Here is an 18,608-nt window from a genome sequence, read left to right as displayed (position 1 = left end):
CGTGTTGCAGAAAGCGAGTCGCGCAAAGGCGCACAGCGGTTTTGCTGTGGCGCTCTATTTTGCGGGCGAGGAACCTCCGGTGAACCTTTTTGGCCTAAGCGACGTCGCGCTCTTCGCCCCGTTCGAGGCGGCGCTGAAAGAGGGCGGCGATGAGATCCGATTGGGTGACGACGCCGAGCAGCCGGTTATCCGGATCGACCACGGGCATATGGTGCAGCCCCATGTCGGACATCGGCGGCACGAGTTTGGCGATCATGGTTTCCGGCAGGGCGGATTGCACCTTGCGGGTCATGATGTCGGATACGAGCCGCGGCGTTTTCGGCCCGAAGCCGATAACGTTTCCGAGCCGCTGGCGGATGCCGCCCTGCGGCGTGAGCATCGCGTGTTTCATGAAATCGGTTTGCGTGACGATACCGACGAGGCCGTCCTTTTCAGTCACGACCGGTAGCGCCTTGATGTGATGCTTGATCAGGGTCTGCCAGGCCTGGCGCAAGGTCGTCTCGGGCGTGGCCGTGGCGACGTCGCGCGACATGATCTCGGCGCAGGTGATTTCGCCGGAGCGGCGGTTGAAGGCGCGGATCTGCGCCTGGTGGATCAACGCGTCGAGCTCTTCGGGACTGACGTCGACCACTTCACCATATTGGGCGAGAACGGCCTGCAGGTCTTCGGGGACGATGCCGAGCCTGTGCGTCGGCGCGGGGTCGCTCGTTCCATGCAGCGTCGGCGCCTGCGCAAGATGCGGGTAGCGGCGACCGGTCACGTTGTTGAACGCCAGCGCGATCAAGAGGATGACGACCGAATTGATGGCGACCGGCGACAGGACGAACCAGTAGCCCGCCTCGTGGATCGCCGGGCCACCGAGCACGGCGGTCAGCGCAACCGCCCCGCTCGGCGGATGAAGGCAGCCGAGCAGCAGCATGATCGCGATGGCGAGCCCGACGGCGACTGCGGCTGCGACGACCGGATCCGGGATCAGCAACGCCGCGGTCACGCCGATCAGCGAAGAGATGGTGTTGCCGCCGACGATCGACCAGGGCTGGGCGAGCGGGCTGGCCGGGGCGGCAAAGAGAAGGACGGCCGAGGCGCCCATTGGCGCGATCAGCAGCGGCAGGCTGGCGCCCGCCCCGAGGGCATAGCTGCTGATCAAGCCGGTAAGCAGGATGCCAAGAAGCGCGCCCAAAGACGCACGCAGGCGTTCCAGATGGCTGATCGGAACGAGCGATGGGATGAAACGCTTGATGTACGCGCGGGCCTTCGACATGGAGCCTCTCGGGAGGGGAGGTACGGACTTGGGCACGCCATTAGCACATGGCGCAGCATTGGGCATGAAATCCGCATCCAAAAACCGGCGTTGGATTGAAATATATGCATCGCGCCTAAAAAATGTGCGATGCACACGCGGGCGCGTGCTGTCCCTGTCGGGCTCGTCAGCCCGACAGGGCGGCGGAAAAATCGATCGAGAACCGGGTGCCACGGCCGGGCGTCGTGTCGACCGCGACGGTTGCCTGGTGCAATTCACTGATGCGCCGCACGATCTTCAGGCCGAGGCCGAGCTGCCCGGAGCTTTTTACATAGCCGAGGTCTTCGTTGTGCTCCGGAAGGTCGATCAGCCCCTTGCCGTCATCCTCGACACAGACGACCGGGCCGGGGCCACAGGTCAGGACGATCCGGGTTCCCGGCGGGTTGTGCTTGACGGCGTTCTCGATGAGGTTGCGCAGCATGTTTTCGACGAGCGCCGGAATGGCAGTTATCTGTGGCGTGCCTTCGTTTACGAATTCGAGGGACTTGTCGTGGTCGAAGACGAAAGGTGCAATCGCCTCCGCAACGGCGGCGCCGATCTGAGACAGGCTGGTGCGCTGGTAGGCGGAGGGATCGACGGCATCGGCGCGCGCGAGCGAGGTCAACTGCTCCAGAATATGGGTGAGTGCGTCCAGGTCGCGCTCCGCATTGCGCGCCCGCGGGTCGTCGATGCGGCTCAGTTCCATCTTGGCGATCGACACCGGCGTGCGGATTTCATGGGCGATCGACGACGAGAACAGCTTTTGCGACTGGATGAGATCGGCAACCCGGGTCAGCATCCGATTGACTGCGGTGACGAGACGGGCGATTTCCTGCGGCATCCGCGTCAACGGCAGGCGCGCATTGCTGTCGCGCGGGTCGAGGGCGTCGGCGGCCTGCGCGGCCATGGCGACCGGCCGCAGGGCGCTGCGCACCGACCAGATCGTCGCGCCGATCACGAGACAGAACATTAGCGTCATCGGCACGATCATCGAATCGAACATCTCGTGCAGCAAGGCGCCGTACATGAAGCCGTTCGGATCGTTGAGGATCGCGAGTTCGACCAGGACGACCAGGCCGCCCCGTTCGAAAGTCTGGCCGCCGGCAACGCTGAAAGGTTTGCCCGGCGCGATCAGGCGTTTCCAGAATTGCGGCGCGTCGACGTTGAGCGGCAGGAAGTGCTGGGCACATTCGGCCGTGCAGTTCGAATGGATCATCTCGCCGGACGCAGTGCGGATACGCAGGAAAATCGCGCCGTTGTCGTCGGACCGGTCGAGATAGCGTTCGCGCACGTCGCGATTGGGCTCGTAACGCGCCACGCCGTCGCGCACCTGGACATACTCGATCAGGTTTTCGGTTTCCTGCTGCAGCATGAGCACGCTCAGCTTGTCGTCGTCGAACCAGTAGTCGGCGAAGACGACGCCGATCTGGATCGCCATGGCCAACAGCGAGAAGGCGATGATGCGGCGGGCTACGATACCGATCAGGGAAGGGTTTCGGCTCCTCATGGAGCTTGCCTGAGGAGGTAGCCGATGCCGCGCACCGTCTCGATCTGAACGCCGCTATCGAGCGGCTGCAGGCGTTTGCGCACCCTTGAAACAGCCAGTTCCAGGGCATTGGGCGTGACTTCCTGGCCATATTCCGAAAGGGCCGTTTCGAGCTTCCGCTTCGGCACGACGCGACCGACCTCGCGCATCAGGATCTCGATCAACGACCGCTCGCGCGGCGGCAAAGGCACCACCGTGCCGTCGCAGGTGAGGTCGGCGGTTGCCGGGTCGTAGCGCAATGTCCCAGCTTCCAGTACCGGCTGTACGGCCTGGGGATTGCGCCGCAGCATCGCGCGACAGCGCGACAGCAGCTCGCGATGGTGGAACGGTTTTACGAGATAGTCGTCGGCCCCGGCGTCGAGCCCGGCGATGCGCTCGTCGACAGAGCCCTTGGCCGTGATGATCAGCACCGGCAGCCCGGGATACTCCAGGCGGACGCGGCGAAGCAGCGACAGGCCGTCGCCATCGGGCAGCCCGAGGTCAAGCAGCACCAGGTCATGCTCGCGCGCCGCGATCGCCGTTTCGGCATCGGCCACGCTTGAAACCGCATCGAGGCGCCAGCCCGCATCCCGCATGGTTTCACCGACCAGTTCAACCAGTCGCGGACTGTCTTCGACCAGGAGCAGGCGCATTGATTCGTCTCGATATTACAGGGCCACCGCCGACCATATGGGCTTTCGCCGGGACTGCCAACTGCCTGCGCGACACCTACCAGCGCGCGTATCGGCGCAACAATGAGCAATCTTGACGGGGTTTGGACAGCTTGTCCGTCGTATCTCAACGGCTGAGGGGGAGGCTGCAACCTAGCAGGTGGCCGCCACGCGGCCTCCATCTCGATTGAATGCCCGTGCCTGCAACGCCCCTCCCAGGCGCTCTTGCAGTCACCGCAGGAGACTACAGTTTTGAGATTTTCAGGTATTCGCCGCCCCGAAATCGGCAGTATTGCGCTCAGCGCTCTTGTCAGTGCCTATCTGCTCCTCGCCACCAACAAATCCTTCTGGACACACACGGTTGCCTATTTCGACGATTCCCTCACGGCGCGTCTGTCTTTCAGCGCGGCTCTGTGTCTGCTGACCTTCGCAGGCCTGACGCTGGCCTCCGTCAAATATGTGATGAAGCCGGTGATGATCTTCCTGATCATGGTATCGGCCGCCGCCTCCTACTTCATCGATACTTTCGGCGTCATCATCGACAAGGACATGATCGGCAACGCGGCGGTGACGACGCAGGCCGAAGCCAGCCACCTCCTGACCGGCAGTCTGGCGACGCATCTGCTGCTTTACGGGGTACTTCCGTCGCTGCTGGTGATCTGGTTCAAGCTCCGCTACCGGCCCTTCCTGTCGAATGCTGCGGTCAACCTGGCGGTGATCATTCCCTGCCTCCTCGTCAGCGGGGGGCTGGTTTACGCGAACTTTGCAAACGTCGCCTACGTGATCCGCGAACACAAGGACCTGATGAAGCGGTTCAACCCGACGGGGCCGGTTTCGGCTGCCGTGCGATATGCATCCTCGACCTATAAGCAGCGCAACATCGTCGTGCAGCCACTCGCAACCGATGCCCGACAGGGTGCGCGGATTGCCGCTGCCGGCAAGCCCGTGGTTGTCGTCGTCGTTGCCGGCGAAACCGCGCGCGCGATGAACTTCTCGCTGAACGGCTATGGCCGTGAGACCAATCCGGAACTGAAAGCGCTTGGCGTCGTCAACTACACCGACACCACGAGCTGCGGCACGGCGACGGCAACGTCGCTCCCCTGCATGTTCTCCGTCTACCCGCGTGATGAGTACAGCGACTGGAAGGCGCGCTCGACGGAAAACCTCATGAACGTGCTGACGCGCGCCGGCGTTTCGACCACCTGGTGGGACAACAACACCGGCAGCAAGGGCATTGCCGACCTCATCAACTTCGCCAGCATGACCGACCAGAAGAACAGCCCGCTCTGCAAGAACGGGGAATGCCTGGACGAGATCTTCCTCGGCGAGCTCGACAAGAAGCTCTCGGCGACCAAGAAGAACAGCGTGATCGTACTCCACCAACTCGGCAGCCACGGACCGTCCTATTACCTGCGCTATCCCGAGAAGTTCCGGCGTTTCACGCCCGATTGCCGCACGCCCGAACTGATGAAGTGTTCGGTTGAAGAAATCACGAACGCCTATGACAACACGATCCTCTACACCGACTACGTGGTGGCGAGTGTCGCCCGGTTGCTGGAAAAGCATCAGGACCAGATCGCGGGCGCGATGATCTATATGTCCGATCACGGCGAGTCGCTCGGCGAGAACGGCATCTATCTGCACGGCGCGCCCTATGCCATCGCCCCGCGCGAACAGACGCAGGTGCCGTTTATTGCGTGGTTCTCGAAGCCCTACCAGGCGGCAATGGGTGTCGATACGGCGTGCCTCGCCAAGGATACGGCGCAGCCGAAATCCCACGACAACCTGTTTCATACCGTGCTCGGCATGATGAATGTCGAGACCAAGGTCTACAAGCCGGGCCTTGATGCCTTTGCGAGCTGCACGAAGAAGCCGGGCGGCGGGGCGGCGTTCCAGGCCGCGGATACGACCAACGACTTGCCGGCAAGCCCCGTGCGTTCCTCAGGGTTTCCAGGCGCCCTTTAACGGCCCGTAAATTTGCCCACGGTCGGAACAAAACCCGGCCTCGACGCTTCCTTGAAAACACACCCCGATTTCGTTCCGGCCACGGCCGAGGCGGCCAACGCGGCCTCGGCCCTTCGGGACAGCCCAAGGAAGGAGAGGTCCGATGCGCATCGTCGGCCAGCAGGTCACTGCCGAAAGAGCCGGTCGCTCAGGGTTCACCGTCGAATTCATAGGCGACGGCGATGAGGTGGTGACAGTGATGTGTCCCCAGGACAAGGCCGGATCCCTTAACCGGCTGAACGCGATCGCGAAGGCAAAGGAAATTCTGCATGCGGCCATTGCGGCCGACGAAACGGTCGCGGCCGCCGGCGACCAGGCAGGGGTGCGTCGCGGCACCCTGCCGAACGCGCGCCGGGCGCATGATCGCGATGCGATGGAAGAGCAACTCGACGAAGGGCTCGAGGATACTTTTCCGGCAAGCGACCCGGTGTCGATCGCCAGCTCGACCATCGCCAAAGGCCATTCCCGACGCTGACATCAGGACGGCACAATAGTGGCTCCCAAGTGCGGGCATCTCGCCCGTGGCTCCTTACACGGCGGCCCTCATTCTTAATTGTCGCACGGGTCCGCGTCGCGGCCGCCGCATCTTGCATCCTTTCCGCAAAAGGCATGTTATAGCGCCTTGATCTGGCGATATTTTCGGCCTCGAACCGGCCGGCGCCCGCTATCGGAATTTGGAGAGTGAATGCATGGCCGTCCGGCATCTGACGTTCGCCGTCGGCGATATTCACGGCTGCCTCGACCAGCTGCGCGCGCTGCTGGATGAAATCGAAGACTATGCGCCAACGGGGCGGGTGATCTTTCTCGGCGACCTGATCGACCGGGGGCCGGACAGCCGCGCCGTCATTGAACTGATCATGGCTGGTCCGACGAAGCCCGGCTGGACCTGGCTGACCCTCAAGGGCAACCACGAGGAAATGCTTTGGGGTGCCAGCAGTGGTGAAAGCGATGTCGACTGGTGGCTGGTCAACGGTGGCCGAGAGACGTTGATCTCCTATGACGGCACGGTTCCCGGGCGGCACCTGAAATGGATCAAGGAGCTGCCGACGATCCTGGTCGAGCGCTTTCGCATTTTCGTTCATGCGGGCGTCGACGACACGCGGCCGCTGGAACAGCAGGACGACGGGGTTTTCCTCTGGATCCGGCCGCCCGACGACTATTCCGGCGAGTACTGGGGCCGGCACCTTTGTCATGGCCACACGCCGAGCACGGCCAATCCGCGCACGGTCGGAAACCGCACCAATGTCGATTCCGGCGCGGTGTTCAGCGGCATCCTCTCCTGCGCCATCTTCGACGACGATCAGGCGGGCGGGCCGATCGACTTCCTGACGGCGAGCAAGGCTGCCTGGCGCGTCGAGTGAGCGTTGGCATCGGTGGCGTAAATGGCATTGTGCGGGCGGCTCTCCGGTAGTAGGTGTGGCTTCTCCGCTGGGCGAAGCCTTTGCCGCCCGTCTCATCATCTCAGGGGATTGCCTTGGACGCCGCGCCTTCATCCGTTTTCACGAAGAATTTTGCTGCCCTCCTGTTCGATATGGATGGCACGTTGCTGAACTCCATGGCCGTGGTCGAGCGTGTCTGGGGCGCATGGGCGGAGCGCAATGGTCTCGACCCAGTCGAGTTTACCAAAACCGTACATGGCGTGCGCGCCGTCGATACGATCCGCAATCTCGAGCTGCCGGACATCGATCCGGAGAAGGAAGCCTACGACCTGGCGCTGGCCGAGATCGCCGACGTTGAAGGTATTGTCGAGATCCCCGGTGCGGTTGATTTCCTGAATTCTCTGCCGCCGGAAAGGTGGGCGATCGTGACGTCCGCGCCGCTGGATCTCGCCGTGCGCCGTCTCGCGGCCGCCGGCATTCCGACGCCCCAACTGATGATCACCGGTGAGGATGTTTCCATCGGCAAGCCCGATCCACAGGGCTACCGGATGGCGGCCGAGCGGCTGGGCGTGCGTGCGGAGGATTGCCTGGTGTTCGAGGACGCACCGGCCGGAATTCTGGCCGGGCTCGCAGCCGGGGCCGATGTCGTCGTCGTCACCGGTGCGCATGCGGCCGCCGAGGGAACGCCGCACATGACGCTTGCCCGCTACCACGACATCGCGGTGGAGCGCGCAACAGACGGCACGGTATCACTGCGCCGTACCGCTTGAAAACCCGTCGATGAGAACGGGAGGCCGCGTGCGGACCTCCCGTCATTCGCGTCGCTGGTTTAGGCGTTGAGCCAGCATTTCGTCAGCGCGTGCCCGCCCATCAGTTCGCCGTTCGGATCGTCGATCCAACCGCCGACCTTGTCGTTGGTCGCGTCGATATAGTTGTTGAACATCGGTACGATGACGCCGCCTTCGTCGCGCAGCATCATCGCCGCCTGATGATAGAGTGCCTTGCGCTTGGCGTTGTCGAGTTCACCACGCGCCGCAAATATCAGCTTGTCGAAGTCCTCCCGGAGGAAGCGGGTATCGTTCCACTCGGCCTTGGAGAGATAGGCGATCGAATAGACCTGGTCCTGCGTCGGCCGGCCGGTCCAATAGGACATGCTGAAGGGCTGCTTGTTCCAGACGTCCGACCAGTAGCCGTCGCCCGGTTCGCGCTTCAGGTCGATGGTGATCCCGCATTTGGCGGCGCTCATCTGGAAGAGTTGTGCCGCATCGACAGCGCCGGGAAAGGCGACATCGGAGGTCCGAAGCAGAACCGAGCCGCTGTGCCCGGATTTCTTGTAGTGGAACTTCGCCTTGTCCGGATCGAAGACGCGCTGCTCGATATCGTTGTCGAACAGCGGATAGCCCTTGATCATCGGCGTGTCGTTGCCGACGGTGCCATAGCCGGCGAGCACCTTTGCCACCATCTCCTCGCGGTCGACGGCATATTTCAGCGCCAGGCGCAGGTCGTTGTTGTCGAAGGGCGCCGTGTTGCAATGGGCGATGAAGACATAGTGACCCTTGCCCGGCACATTCCGTATGACGACGCCGGGAAGGCGACTGATCAGGGCGACCACCTTGGGCTCGATGCGGTTGATCATGTGGATCTGGCCGCTCTGGAGGGCCGCGGTTCGAGCGGTCGAGTCATTGATGACAGCGATTTCGATCTGATCGGCATGGCCGCGCTCGGCCGAGCCCCAATAACCTTCGTGCCGCTCTGCGATATGTTTGACGCCCGGCTCGTTGGACACGACCTTGTAGGGGCCGGTGCCGATGCCCGCCGTCGGGTCGTCCTTGCCGCCGTTCGGCTGGATCATCAGGTGGTAATCGCTGACGATATAGGGCAGGTCGGCATTGGGCGCGCGCAGCGTGATGACCACGCTGTCGCCATCGACTTTGATCGTCTCGAAGTCCTGAACGAAGGGCAGGGCCGCAGACTTGGAGTCCGCGTCGCCATGACGCTCGAACGTCGCCACCACGTCGGCCGGGGTCAGCTCCTTGCCGTTGTGGAAGGTCACGTCCTTGCGGATCTTGAAGCGCCAGGTCTTGGCGTCCGGCGTCGCCTCGTAGGCTTCCGCAAGCCGGTACTCGATCTCGCCCGTCGGCGAGACTTCGACGAGCTGTTCGCCCCAGCAGCGCCCGAGCGTGTAGGGGACCTGACTTGCCCAGGTTGCCGGGTCCAGGCTGTTCGTCGATTCCCCGCCGACGAGGCCCGCCTTGAGTGTTCCGCCCTTGACCGGCCCTGCGGCGCGGGCCGCTTGGCCAAGCAGCAGGTTCGCCGAGGCGGCGGTTATCCCGAGTGCCGCGGCCCGTCCGAGAAACTCCCGTCGCGACAGCCGGCCCGCGGCAACCTGCTTGCTCATGAATTCCAGTTCAATTGGCATGTCTTACTCCCTCTCTTGCAAGACCCACCCGGTGTAACCGGTATCGTTGCAGATATTGGAGGCAGATGCCGCGCCTGGTGTGTTGCCGCGCGACAGATGGTGGCGCAGATCGGCGAAAGAAAGTCGTATTCTCGACCGAATAGTTGAGGCGCCGTCACCCCTTGCGGGCGTAGCGTTGCAGGATCGCGGAGATATCCGGCTCGGTCTTGTCGGTGTCGAGTTCGGCGCGAAGCTCGACCGCGTCGAGGTGTTCGAGCATGATCCGTTCCGCCGTGGCGGTGTCGCGCGATTGCAGGGCGCGGATGATCTGGACATGCTCGTCGACGGCACATTCCGGCGAATGCAGCCGCGCGAACCGGGCAAGGATCAGCGAACAGCGTGAGACGATCTCGCGGACGAACCGCGTCAGCGCCTGTGAGCCCGTAAGCTCGGCAAGCAGGATGTGAAACTCGCCAGCGAGCCGGATCGAAAGCGGGCCGTGATCTGTAAGCGCCGTCTCCTCCTGCCGGACATGCTGCTGCAGCCGCTTGACGCCGGCGGCGTCGAGATCGGCGACGAGCCGTCGGATCACCTCGGCTTCGAGCATGCGTCTCAGTGCGAAGATGTCGCGGGCTTCCTCCAATGTCGGCTCGGCCACGCAGGCGCCCTTATTGGCGCGTAAATCGACAATGCCTTCTGCGTTGAGCCGGACCAGGGCCGCCCGAACGCTGGTACGGCTGACCTTGAAATGGTCGGCGATCGTATCTTCGGAAAGTTTCGTTCCGGGCCTCAGGGCCTGTTCCAGGATCGCCTGGCGCAAAAGCTTGTAGACCACTTCGCTGCGGCTAGATTTCTCAGACAAGGTTGCCTCCCCAACGGGCCGATCGGGGACCGGCCGAACATGTCCCTTGTCTTCGATAGCGCCCGTCCAAATGGTCGTCAATATTGTATACAATAATGTTGATGTTTGTATTCTCTTGTCGTATGCAATTGCAGGCGCCGACAAACAAGACCGGTGCCGGCCGGTTCGGGAGGAGGCGTGCGGAGAGGACCGCGCGACCTGAGAAGGCCTGAAAGGGAACAGCCAATGGGAGGGAATTCATGAACAGCAGGATTCTGCAGCTCTGTGCGACAGTTGCCGGCATCGCCGTCGGCCTGGTGGCCGCGACCGCTGCCAACGCCGCGACGACGCTCGAAACCGTCAAGGCCCGCGGCAAGCTAATCTGCGGCGTCTCGATGAGCACGCCGGGCTTTGCGACGGCCGATGCCAAGGGTCACATGGAAGGCTTCGACGTCGATGTCTGCCGCGCCGTGGCGGCTGCCGTATTCGGCGATCCGGAAAAGGTCGACTTCGTCCTGACCAACATCAATACGCGCTTCCAGGCGCTTCAGTCCGGCGAGATCGACATGCTGTCGCGCCAGACGACCATGACCTTTTCGCGCGAAACCTCACTCGGGCTCGATTTCGGCCCGACCGTGTTCTACGACGGCCAGGGTCTGATGGTGCCGAAGTCGCTCGGCGTCAGCAGCGCCAAGGAACTGACCGACGCAGCGATCTGCACGCTGCCGGGCACCACGACCGCCCAGAACCTCAGCGACTTCTTCCGTACGATCGGCGGCAAGTTCGAGCTGGTCGTCTTCGAAAGCCCGGACGAAAACCGCAACGCCTTCTTCTCCGGCCGCTGCGAGGCGATCTCGTCCGACCGTTCGGACCTTGCCTCGATCCGCGCCGTTGCCAACAACCCGGACGATTACGTCGTGCTGCCGGAAACGATCTCAAAGGAGCCGCTGGCGCCGGCCGTTCGCCAGAACGATTCCAACTGGCGTGACATCGTCTCCTGGTCTGCCTGGATGCTGATGGCTGCCGAAGAGCGTGGGATCACCCAGGCCAATGTCGACGAGATGACCAAGAGCGAGGATCCGGAGATCCAGCGCATGCTCGGCGTCAGCGAAGAACTCGGCAAGATGCTGAACCTCGACAACAAGTGGGGCTACAACATCATCAAGGGCGTCGGGAACTACGGCGAAGTGTTCGAGCGCAACCTCGGCACCAAGACCGCGCTTGGCCTGACGCGTGGCCCGAACACGCGCTGGAGCGAAGGTGGCCTGCTCTACGCACCGCCGTTCCGTTGAGAATCGACGGGCCCGCGCGTTTCGCTCGGGTCCACGTCTCCACATGGTGCCTAATCGGCCCGTGGAGAGTGCGCGCGGTATGCCGCCGTACTATAAACGATAGAAATCGATCAAGTTATGATCTTGGGTCGCGCCGGCCCGAGATCATTGTGCTCCAAGGGACGGGTGCCGATGCCCCTGTTTTATGACGCGCGCATTCGCGCCTATCTCTATCAAGTGATCACCGTCGGCGTCGTGCTGCTCATCGCCTGGGTGATGTTCAGCACCGCAAGCGCCAATCTTGCCAAGCAGGATATTGCGACCGGTTTCGGCTTCCTGGCGCGCCAGGCCGGATTTGTCATTACCGAATCTGCCATCACCTATGAGCCGACGGATACGATCGGCCGCGCGATCCTCGTCGGCATCACCAACACGGTCAAGGTTTCGCTGCTCGCTGCCCTGTTCGGCACTGTTCTCGGGCTGTTGGTCGGCATCGGGCGGCTGTCGCACAATCCGGTGTTGTCGCGGCTGATGCTTGCCTATGTGGAAGCGCTGCGCAACGTGCCGCTGCTGCTTTATCTTCTGCTCTGGTATTCGCTGATCATCTCCGTGTTTCCGCCAGTCAAGCAGGCGATCGAGATGCTTCCCGGCGTCTTTCTGTCGAACAGCGGTCTGGTCACGCCGGCGCTGCACTGGCAGAGCGGTTTCGCTGCGCTGGTCACGGCCTTTGTTGTCGGCGTCGCTGCCGCCGTCGTTACCGCGCGCATTCTCGGCCGCCGCCGCATCGTAACCGGCAAGGAGCGGCCGATTGCCCTGTTCGCGACGATCGCGTTTCTGCTGCCGCTCGCCGCAACCATCCTCTTCGCAAACATCTCGGTCACCTGGGATGTGCCGGAACTCGGCCGCTTCCGCCTGAGCGGCGGCTATCATTTGCGCCCCGAATTCGTGGCGCTTCTGCTAGGGCTGACGCTCAGCGTGTCGGCCAATGTCGCGGAAATCGTTCGCGCTGGCATCCAGGCAGTCAGCAAGGGGCAGTGGGAAGCGGCGACGGCACTTGGCCTGTCGCGGGCACGCACGCTGAAGCTCGTGATCCTGCCGCAGGCGCTGCGCATCATCATTCCGCCGCTCACGAACACCTATCTGACCGTGTTCAAGAACAGCTCGCTCGCGATCGCCATCGGCTATCCGGATCTGGTGATGGTCTCAAACACGATTATGAACCAGACGGGCCAGGCGATTGAAGCCATTGCCATTTTCATGGGCGTCTATCTCGGCCTGTCGATCCTGATCTCGCTGGTGATGAACTGGTACAATGCGCGGGTCGCGCTGAGGGAGCGCTGAGCCATGACACAGGTCGACACCCTCGCGAGCAATGCGACGCTTGCGCCGAGCCGCGAAGCGCCACCGGCATCGCGCAGCCGCTGGTTCAGCGCCTATTTCGGCACGCCCGGCAATGCGCTGATCACCATCCTCTGCCTCGGCACGGTCTTTGCGCTCGCCAAGCTCGCAATCGGCTGGCTCTTCGTCGACGCCACCTTTGTGGGCACGCCGGCGGAATGCAAGGCGACCAGCGGCGCCTGCTGGCCGTTCCTGTCGGCGAAGATGCGCTACATCTTTTTCGGCTTTTATCCCTTTGAAGAGCAATGGCGTCCGCTGACGGCGATGCTTCTGTTTCTCGGCGCCTGCCTCGTCTCGATGATGCCGAAGGTCTGGGGGCGGGGACTGCTGATCGCCTGGGTCGCCGTCGTCCTGCCGGTGCTCTATGTGCTGATGGCGGGCGGCTATTTCGGCCTCACGGTCGTGCCCACGACGCAATGGGGCGGGCTGCCGCTTTCCTTCATGCTCTCCTTCATCGGGCTTGCCTGCGCGCTCCCGCTTGGCATTGCGCTGGCGCTCGCCCGCGCATCGAGCCTTCCGGCAATCCGCGTCCTCGGCGTCGGCTTCATCGAGATCGTGCGCGGGGTGCCGCTGATCAGCATCCTGTTCATGGCGACGGTCATGCTGCCCCTGTTCATGCCCAATGGCATCACCATCGACAAGCTCGTCCGGGCGCAGGTGGCGATCATCCTCTTTGCCGCCGCCTATATCGCCGAGATCGTGCGCGGCGGCCTGCAGGCGGTTCCCAACGGGCAGGTCGAGGCCGGCCATTCGCTGGGTCTGCATTACTGGCAGATCATGCGTAAAATCGTGCTGCCGCAGGCGCTGAAGAAGGTCATTCCGCCCTTGGTCAGCCTGTTCATCGGCTTCTTCCAGGATACAACGCTGGTGACGATCGTCGGTCTGCTCGACTTCCTCGACACCGTCCGCACCGCCATGCGCGACCCGCAATGGCAGGGCATCGCGGTGCTGGAGGGCTATGTCTTCGCGGCTGTTGTATACTTCGTTTTCAGCGCTCTCATGGGGGCTTACAGCCGTTTCCTTGAGCAATATTTCAGGACCACGCATGACTAAAGAGATCCACGTCATCCGCAAAGCGCATACGCTCGTCGCCTTCGACCGCAAGCTTAATGGCCATGTCTATCTCAACGACGCCGACGTCGCCTATGACGAGAAGGGCTTCGTGCATGTCGGCGGCCACTATGACGGTCCGTTCGTCAGCGAAAGCTCCGGCCGCGACCGGATGATCCTGCCGGGCTTCGTCAACGTGCATTGCCATTCCGGCGAGGAGCCGATCTCCAAGGGCATCTTCGAGGACATGGGGACGGCAGCGCTCTGGGGCAATGCGCTCTACGAATACTCCAACCTTCTGGAAATCGATGACGATGCGATCGAGGCGTCGCTGACGGTCATGGTCGGCGACCTGATGCGTAGTGGCGTCACCACGTTGCTCGATATTGCCGGCCCGCATGCGAGCTGGCTGCCGACGCTTGCCAAGAGTGGTGCACGCACCTTCGTCGCGCCGGGTTTCCGCGAAGCGCAATGGCACGTCGAAGACAGCCATCGTCTTGACTTCCGTTGGGACAGGGCGCGGGGGCGCGATGCCTTTGCGCGAGCGCTTGAGGTCGTCGATACTGCGAATGCACACCCATCGGGCCGCCTTGGCGGCGTCGTCGCACCGTCGCAGATCGAGACCTGCTCGCCGGAACTGCTGCAGGATGCGGTGGCGGCAGCGCGTCAGCGCGGCATGCCGATCACCATTCATGCTGCCCAGACCATGACCGAGCACGAAGAACTCTTGCGCCGGCACGGGCTGACGGCCGTACAATATCTTGAAAAGCTGGGTCTGCTCGGCAAGGACCTGATCCTTGGTCATTGCATCTTCGTCGACAGCCATTCCTGGACGCGACAGCGCACGGAGATCGACTTGCGTCTGCTCGCCGAACGCCAGACGACCGTCGCCCATTGCCCGGTCACCTTCTCGCGCAGCGGCATGGCACTGGAATCGGTCGGCCGCTACCGCCGCGCCGGCGTCAACGTCGCGCTCGGAACCGACAGCTATCCGTTCAACATGCTCGAAGAAATGCGCCAGGCGATGATCTGCGCGCGGCTCTCGGGCAAGTCCGTCTTCGACGTATCCACCGGCGACATCTTCGAGGCGGCGACGACCGCCGGCGCGCGGGCACTTGGCCGGGACGACATCGGCCGGATCGCCGTCGGCTCGAAGGCGGATTTCCTGGTGGTCGATCTCAGGCACCACGCCATGCAGCCGGTCTACGACCCCTTGCGCAATCTCCTGCATTGCGCGGCCGAGCGGGCGATCGAGCGTGTCCACGTGGACGGCACTTGCGTCGTCAGTGATGGCCGCCCGACCTTGATCGATTATGACGGCGCGCTCGCAAAGCTCCAGGAAGCGCAGGACTACGCTTGCCGCAAGGCGGCTGAGAACGACACGAAGGGTCGCGCAATGGGGACGCTTGCGCCGCTCTCACTGCCGCGCAGGTAATTCCGGCCGCGGTCCGTCAGGACAGAAAGCGGTGTGCGGCGAAGAGGCAGATCAGGACTGTCGCCGCCGCGCCCGCCAGCGCGCCAAGACGCCTTTCGAGGAAATCCCGGATCTCTTCGCCGAAACGGCGCAGCAGCCAGGCGAGCAGGAAGAATCGCGCGCCGCGGGCAATGATCGCCGAGACGATGAACAGGCCGAGATTGATGTTGGCGGCGCCTGAAAGGATGGTCACGACCTTGATCGGCGGCAGATGCGCCAGGCCCGAGGTGACGAGCAGCAATGCCAGCATCTCACTGTCGACCGAGGCCTTCAGATGCTCGAAGGTGTCGAGCTTGCCGTAGAACTCGAGCAATGGCCTTGCGATGGTGTCGAAGGCATAATGGCCGAGATACCAGCCGGCGATGCCGCCAAGTACCGAGCAGACCGTCGCCACGAGCGCATAGCGCCAGGCCCGTTCCGGGCGCGCCAGCGCCATCGGGATCAAGAGAAGATCGGCCGGAACCGGGAAGATCGAGCTTTCGACAAAGGCAATGATGCCAAGCCAGACAATGGCGGTTTCCCGTGTCGCGAGCGACATTGTCCAATCGTACAGGCGTCGGAGCATGAGGTGCGGTTCTCTGTTGGCCCGGGGTCCGTTTACGGGCCCCAAGGCTCGTCTATAGGCCAGAGAGCAGGGTGTAAATGTGGCTGACTTCTGTATTTGAGACAATTCTCACGAGAAGCCGTGCCGGTATTATTGGGCAGCCGCCATGCGCGCGTAGCGCCCTGGCGGTTGCCCGACATGGCGGCTGAAGGCCGTGCTGAAGGTGCTTGCCGAGCTGTAGCCGACATGTTCGGCGACGGCGGCAAGATCCAGTTCGCGTTGCCGCAGCAGGTCCTTGGCGATCGCCATGCGCCAGACGAGCAGATACTCCATCGGTGGCACGCCGACGGCGCGCGTGAAGCGCTCGAAGAAGACGGAGCGCGACAGTGCGGCCTCGTGCGCCAGCTCCGTCACGGTCCAGGGATGGGCGGGATCGGCGTGGATCTGGCGAATGGCCACCGCCAGCCGCGCATCTCCCAGCCCGCGCAACAGGCCGGGTGCCGCGCTCTCCCCTTCAATTGATCGAAGCGCCTCGACAAGCATCACTTCCACAAGGCGTGCGAGAACCAGGTCGTGGCCCGGGCGTTCGTCGCGTGCTTCTTCGCCCACAATGCGGACGAGCGTCGAAAGCCGTTCTATCCCGCGCAGATGCATCAATGCCGGCAGCAGCGAAACGAGCAGTCCGGCGTCGGGCGAGTCGAGGACGAAATAGCCGCCGAGCAGGCGCACGTCCGGTTCGCCGTCCTGCCTGCCATGGCGAACTTCGCCGACCGGTGACGGCGCCGCCTTGGGATCGATGAAGGTCGGCTGAACCGGATCGAAGCCCGAGATGGTGAAGCCGGGCGTGCGAGGCAACAACACGAAGTCGCCCGCCTGCAGCGTCACCGGCGCCTCGCCATCGACTGCCAGCCGGCACGATCCCTCGATGGCGGTACAAAAGCTCGGATGACCGAATTTGGAGTAGCGAACCGCCCAGCGGCCGGCACCGCTGATGCCTTTGGTGAACACTGTGCGTGGGCGGAGAAGCTGAATAAGCTGCGAGAGGGGATCGGTCATTTCAGGATGCTAGCAAATAAAATCAGGACTTCAAGCCGTAGAACGTCCGCAGTCCGCGCAGTACTCCGTTTCCATCGCAACCACGAAGGATACCGCTATGAAGACCGTACTGATCACTGGCTGCTCTTCCGGCTACGGGCTGGAGACTGCGCGCCGCTTTCATGCCGAAGGCTGGAGCGTGATTGCCACGATGCGCTCGCCCCGACACGATATTCTGCCGAATTCGAAGCGGCTTCGTTTGCTGGCACTCGATGTCACCGATCCCGACAGCGTCTCAGCCGCCATCGCGGAAAGCGGTCCGATCGATGCGCTCGTCAACAATGCGGGCATCGGCGTGGTGGGTGCCTTCGAGGCAACGCCGATGTCCCATATCCGCAAGGTCTTCGACACCAATACCTTCGGCGTGATGGCGATGACCCAGGCGGTGATCCCGCAGTTCCGTGCTCGCCGGTCCGGCGTCGTCGTCAACGTCACCTCCAGCGTGACGCTTGCTTCCATGCCGCTGGCTGCCGCCTATACCGCCAGCAAGACGGCGATCACTGGCTTCACCGGTTCGCTTGCCCACGAGCTTGCCGCCTTCGATATCCGTGTCAAGCTGGTCGAGCCGGGTTACGCGCCAACCACGCGCTTTGCTCACAACACGACGATGCGGGTCGAGGACCTGATCCCCGAGGCCTATGCCGAATTCGCAGCGCCGATCTTCGCCCAATTTGCAGCACCGTCTCTGGTGACGACCGAGGCCGACGTCGCGGAGGCCGTCTGGCAAGCGGCGAACGATTTGTCCGGCCAGCTCCATTTCCCGGCCGGCGACGATGCGGTGGCGCTGGCACAGGCAGGCTGACGTACCTGAACTCAACTGCGCGTCTTCAGGCGATCTCGGGGTAGCCGAGACGATGCGCGAACCGCGCCAGTTCCGCCACAGGCTCGTAATCGGCATCCGACAGAACCGCGAAGTCTTTTAGGGAAAGCACAGCGCGGGCCTCAGCCAAATTGGGCTCCGTAATCGCCCGTCCGAGTGAACTGCACAGCAGCAAAAGCTCGTCGTCCGAGGCGTCGCCGCGGGTGACGAGAGGCAGGCCCGGCGTGCTGGCAGTGGCGGTCAAGACCCGCAGACCGGCCACGCGTTCCGGATCAAAACGTTGCGTATTGCCATAGGTCACGCAGTCGATGGCGGCCACGTCGGCAGTGTCCGATGCAACCGCATCGATGCTTGCCAAATGGCTGCCGGTTTCGGCAACAGAGGAGAAGAACCGGCCATTGCGGCTGCGGGGCGCGATCGCCGCGCGCAACAGGTTGGTTCCGGAATTGCTGATCGGATCGTTGATGGCAGCCCGTGTCCCCCGGAGATCTTCAAGGGAACGGACCGGTGCGTTTGCTCGCACGATGACGAAGCTGCACATGTCGGGCCCGTCGCAGCCCGGGTGCCCGTAGACCGGCGTAGCGACAAGGCGAACCTTGCCGCGCAAATGCCGCACGTAGGGATAACCGCACGTCTGCGCGAGCAGCAGCGCCGGATGAAGCCAGGCATCGGCATGATGGAGGACGGCGTCCAATCGGTCGGGCACATCCGTCAGGCCCTCGCGCCGCAGGTCGTCGCGCAGGAACGCCCAGAGCGTTGCCGTTGCGGCCGCGAGCGGCTGAGGGCTGACATACATCGCAAGGCTGGCTATCCGCATGATTTCCCCGCGCTCCATGAGCACTCCCGCCATGGCGTAAAA

17 protein-coding genes are annotated in these 18,608 nt (G+C 63.2%); 9 read left to right on the top strand and 8 right to left on the bottom strand.

The window, feature by feature from the left end; genetic code table 11:
* Positions 1-94 precede the first annotated feature (94 nt).
* From BLU15_RS13225 to BLU15_RS13215, 3 genes are all read right to left on the bottom strand, one after another.
* Positions 95-1,261, bottom strand: a complete 1,167-nt coding sequence (locus BLU15_RS13225) for an HPP family protein (protein ID WP_034799628.1) — start codon at positions 1,259-1,261, stop codon at positions 95-97.
* A 166-nt stretch (positions 1,262-1,427) separates the two neighbouring features.
* Positions 1,428-2,786, bottom strand: coding sequence for a sensor histidine kinase (locus tag BLU15_RS13220; RefSeq protein ID WP_090295834.1), 1,359 nt, complete (start codon positions 2,784-2,786; stop codon positions 1,428-1,430).
* Positions 2,783-3,457, bottom strand: coding sequence for a response regulator transcription factor (locus BLU15_RS13215; RefSeq protein WP_034799630.1), 675 nt, complete (start codon positions 3,455-3,457; stop codon positions 2,783-2,785). Before BLU15_RS13215 ends, BLU15_RS13220 begins: the two co-directional genes overlap by 4 nt.
* 270 nt (positions 3,458-3,727) lie before the next feature.
* On the opposite strand from BLU15_RS13215, the gene BLU15_RS13210 reads away from it, so the two are divergent.
* The 4 genes from BLU15_RS13210 to BLU15_RS13195 all read left to right on the top strand — a co-directional run bounded on the left by BLU15_RS13210 (position 3,728) and on the right by BLU15_RS13195 (position 7,628).
* Positions 3,728-5,440 carry a phosphoethanolamine transferase gene (locus BLU15_RS13210; RefSeq protein WP_060586247.1) on the top strand — a complete coding sequence of 571 codons (1,713 nt, stop codon included), beginning with the start codon at positions 3,728-3,730 and terminating at the stop codon, positions 5,438-5,440.
* Positions 5,441-5,582: 142 nt separating this feature from the next.
* Positions 5,583-5,954, top strand: a complete 372-nt coding sequence (locus tag BLU15_RS13205; protein ID WP_090295831.1) for a hypothetical protein — start codon at positions 5,583-5,585, stop codon at positions 5,952-5,954.
* A 214-nt stretch (positions 5,955-6,168) separates the two neighbouring features.
* Positions 6,169-6,840: a metallophosphoesterase family protein gene (locus BLU15_RS13200; RefSeq protein ID WP_034799633.1), complete on the top strand. Its 672-nt coding sequence runs from the start codon at positions 6,169-6,171 to the stop codon at positions 6,838-6,840.
* Between the two features lie 113 nt (positions 6,841-6,953).
* A complete protein-coding gene (locus BLU15_RS13195) occupies positions 6,954-7,628 on the top strand; it encodes an HAD family hydrolase (RefSeq protein WP_083523538.1) in 675 nt (224 codons plus the stop codon).
* A gap of 59 nt (positions 7,629-7,687) precedes the next feature.
* On the opposite strand, the gene BLU15_RS13190 is transcribed toward BLU15_RS13195, so the two are convergent.
* Both BLU15_RS13190 and BLU15_RS13185 read right to left on the bottom strand, forming a co-directional pair.
* The gene (locus tag BLU15_RS13190; protein WP_060518168.1) at positions 7,688-9,277 is read right to left on the bottom strand and encodes an ABC transporter substrate-binding protein; all 1,590 of its coding nucleotides are present in this window, start codon (positions 9,275-9,277) and stop codon (positions 7,688-7,690) included.
* Between the two features lie 154 nt (positions 9,278-9,431).
* Positions 9,432-10,118, bottom strand: a complete 687-nt coding sequence (locus tag BLU15_RS13185; RefSeq protein WP_034799636.1) for a GntR family transcriptional regulator — start codon at positions 10,116-10,118, stop codon at positions 9,432-9,434.
* A gap of 239 nt (positions 10,119-10,357) precedes the next feature.
* On the opposite strand from BLU15_RS13185, the gene BLU15_RS13180 reads away from it, so the two are divergent.
* From BLU15_RS13180 to BLU15_RS13165, 4 genes are all read left to right on the top strand, one after another.
* Complete coding sequence (locus BLU15_RS13180) at positions 10,358-11,389, top strand: amino acid ABC transporter substrate-binding protein (RefSeq protein WP_051659497.1); 1,032 nt, start codon at positions 10,358-10,360, stop codon at positions 11,387-11,389.
* 171 nt (positions 11,390-11,560) lie between these two features.
* Positions 11,561-12,709, top strand: a complete 1,149-nt coding sequence (locus tag BLU15_RS13175; RefSeq protein ID WP_090295829.1) for an amino acid ABC transporter permease — start codon at positions 11,561-11,563, stop codon at positions 12,707-12,709.
* A gap of 3 nt (positions 12,710-12,712) precedes the next feature.
* Positions 12,713-13,819 (top strand): amino acid ABC transporter permease, encoded by a 1,107-nt coding sequence (locus BLU15_RS13170; RefSeq protein WP_034799638.1) that lies wholly within the window; start codon positions 12,713-12,715, stop codon positions 13,817-13,819.
* Complete coding sequence (locus BLU15_RS13165; protein WP_034799639.1) at positions 13,812-15,251, top strand: amidohydrolase family protein; 1,440 nt, start codon at positions 13,812-13,814, stop codon at positions 15,249-15,251. The genes BLU15_RS13170 and BLU15_RS13165 overlap by 8 nt, the downstream gene beginning before the upstream one ends.
* Before the next feature lie 16 nt (positions 15,252-15,267).
* On the opposite strand, the gene BLU15_RS13160 is transcribed toward BLU15_RS13165, so the two are convergent.
* Both BLU15_RS13160 and BLU15_RS13155 read right to left on the bottom strand, forming a co-directional pair.
* A complete protein-coding gene (locus tag BLU15_RS13160; protein ID WP_034799640.1) occupies positions 15,268-15,855 on the bottom strand; it encodes a YqaA family protein in 588 nt (195 codons plus the stop codon).
* Between the two features lie 129 nt (positions 15,856-15,984).
* On the bottom strand, positions 15,985-16,890 hold the full coding sequence (locus tag BLU15_RS13155) for an AraC family transcriptional regulator (protein ID WP_090295827.1): 906 nt from the start codon (positions 16,888-16,890) through the stop codon (positions 15,985-15,987).
* A gap of 97 nt (positions 16,891-16,987) precedes the next feature.
* Between BLU15_RS13155 and BLU15_RS13150 the strand changes: the two genes are divergently transcribed.
* A complete protein-coding gene (locus tag BLU15_RS13150) occupies positions 16,988-17,731 on the top strand; it encodes an SDR family oxidoreductase (RefSeq protein WP_034799642.1) in 744 nt (247 codons plus the stop codon).
* Between the two features lie 25 nt (positions 17,732-17,756).
* On the opposite strand, the gene BLU15_RS13145 is transcribed toward BLU15_RS13150, so the two are convergent.
* Positions 17,757-18,566, bottom strand: a complete 810-nt coding sequence (locus tag BLU15_RS13145; RefSeq protein WP_034799769.1) for a phosphate/phosphite/phosphonate ABC transporter substrate-binding protein — start codon at positions 18,564-18,566, stop codon at positions 17,757-17,759.
* Between the last annotated feature and the right edge of the window lie 42 nt (positions 18,567-18,608).

The sequence above is a fragment of the Ensifer sp. YR511 genome (genome assembly GCF_900103045.1).
In the GTDB taxonomy this organism is placed as follows: domain Bacteria; phylum Pseudomonadota; class Alphaproteobacteria; order Rhizobiales; family Rhizobiaceae; genus Ensifer; species Ensifer adhaerens.
This window is presented reverse-complemented; position numbering and strand designations above follow the sequence as displayed.

Excerpts from the sequence above, each read along its gene's own strand:
- BLU15_RS13225 (WP_034799628.1), bottom strand. The coding sequence starts at position 1,261 with ATGTCGAAGGCCCGCGCGTACATCAAGCGTTTCATCCCATCGCTCGTT.
- BLU15_RS13220 (WP_090295834.1), bottom strand. The coding sequence starts at position 2,786 with ATGAGGAGCCGAAACCCTTCCCTGATCGGTATCGTAGCCCGCCGCATC.
- BLU15_RS13215 (WP_034799630.1), bottom strand. The coding sequence starts at position 3,457 with ATGCGCCTGCTCCTGGTCGAAGACAGTCCGCGACTGGTTGAACTGGTC.
- BLU15_RS13205 (WP_090295831.1), top strand. The coding sequence starts at position 5,583 with ATGCGCATCGTCGGCCAGCAGGTCACTGCCGAAAGAGCCGGTCGCTCA.
- BLU15_RS13200 (WP_034799633.1), top strand. The coding sequence starts at position 6,169 with ATGGCCGTCCGGCATCTGACGTTCGCCGTCGGCGATATTCACGGCTGC.
- BLU15_RS13190 (WP_060518168.1), bottom strand. The coding sequence starts at position 9,277 with ATGCCAATTGAACTGGAATTCATGAGCAAGCAGGTTGCCGCGGGCCGG.
- BLU15_RS13180 (WP_051659497.1), top strand. The coding sequence starts at position 10,358 with ATGAACAGCAGGATTCTGCAGCTCTGTGCGACAGTTGCCGGCATCGCC.
- BLU15_RS13175 (WP_090295829.1), top strand. The coding sequence starts at position 11,561 with ATGCCCCTGTTTTATGACGCGCGCATTCGCGCCTATCTCTATCAAGTG.
- BLU15_RS13170 (WP_034799638.1), top strand. The coding sequence starts at position 12,713 with ATGACACAGGTCGACACCCTCGCGAGCAATGCGACGCTTGCGCCGAGC.
- BLU15_RS13165 (WP_034799639.1), top strand. The coding sequence starts at position 13,812 with ATGACTAAAGAGATCCACGTCATCCGCAAAGCGCATACGCTCGTCGCC.
- BLU15_RS13160 (WP_034799640.1), bottom strand. The coding sequence starts at position 15,855 with ATGCTCCGACGCCTGTACGATTGGACAATGTCGCTCGCGACACGGGAA.
- BLU15_RS13155 (WP_090295827.1), bottom strand. The coding sequence starts at position 16,890 with ATGACCGATCCCCTCTCGCAGCTTATTCAGCTTCTCCGCCCACGCACA.
- BLU15_RS13150 (WP_034799642.1), top strand. The coding sequence starts at position 16,988 with ATGAAGACCGTACTGATCACTGGCTGCTCTTCCGGCTACGGGCTGGAG.
- BLU15_RS13145 (WP_034799769.1), bottom strand. The coding sequence starts at position 18,566 with ATGCGGATAGCCAGCCTTGCGATGTATGTCAGCCCTCAGCCGCTCGCG.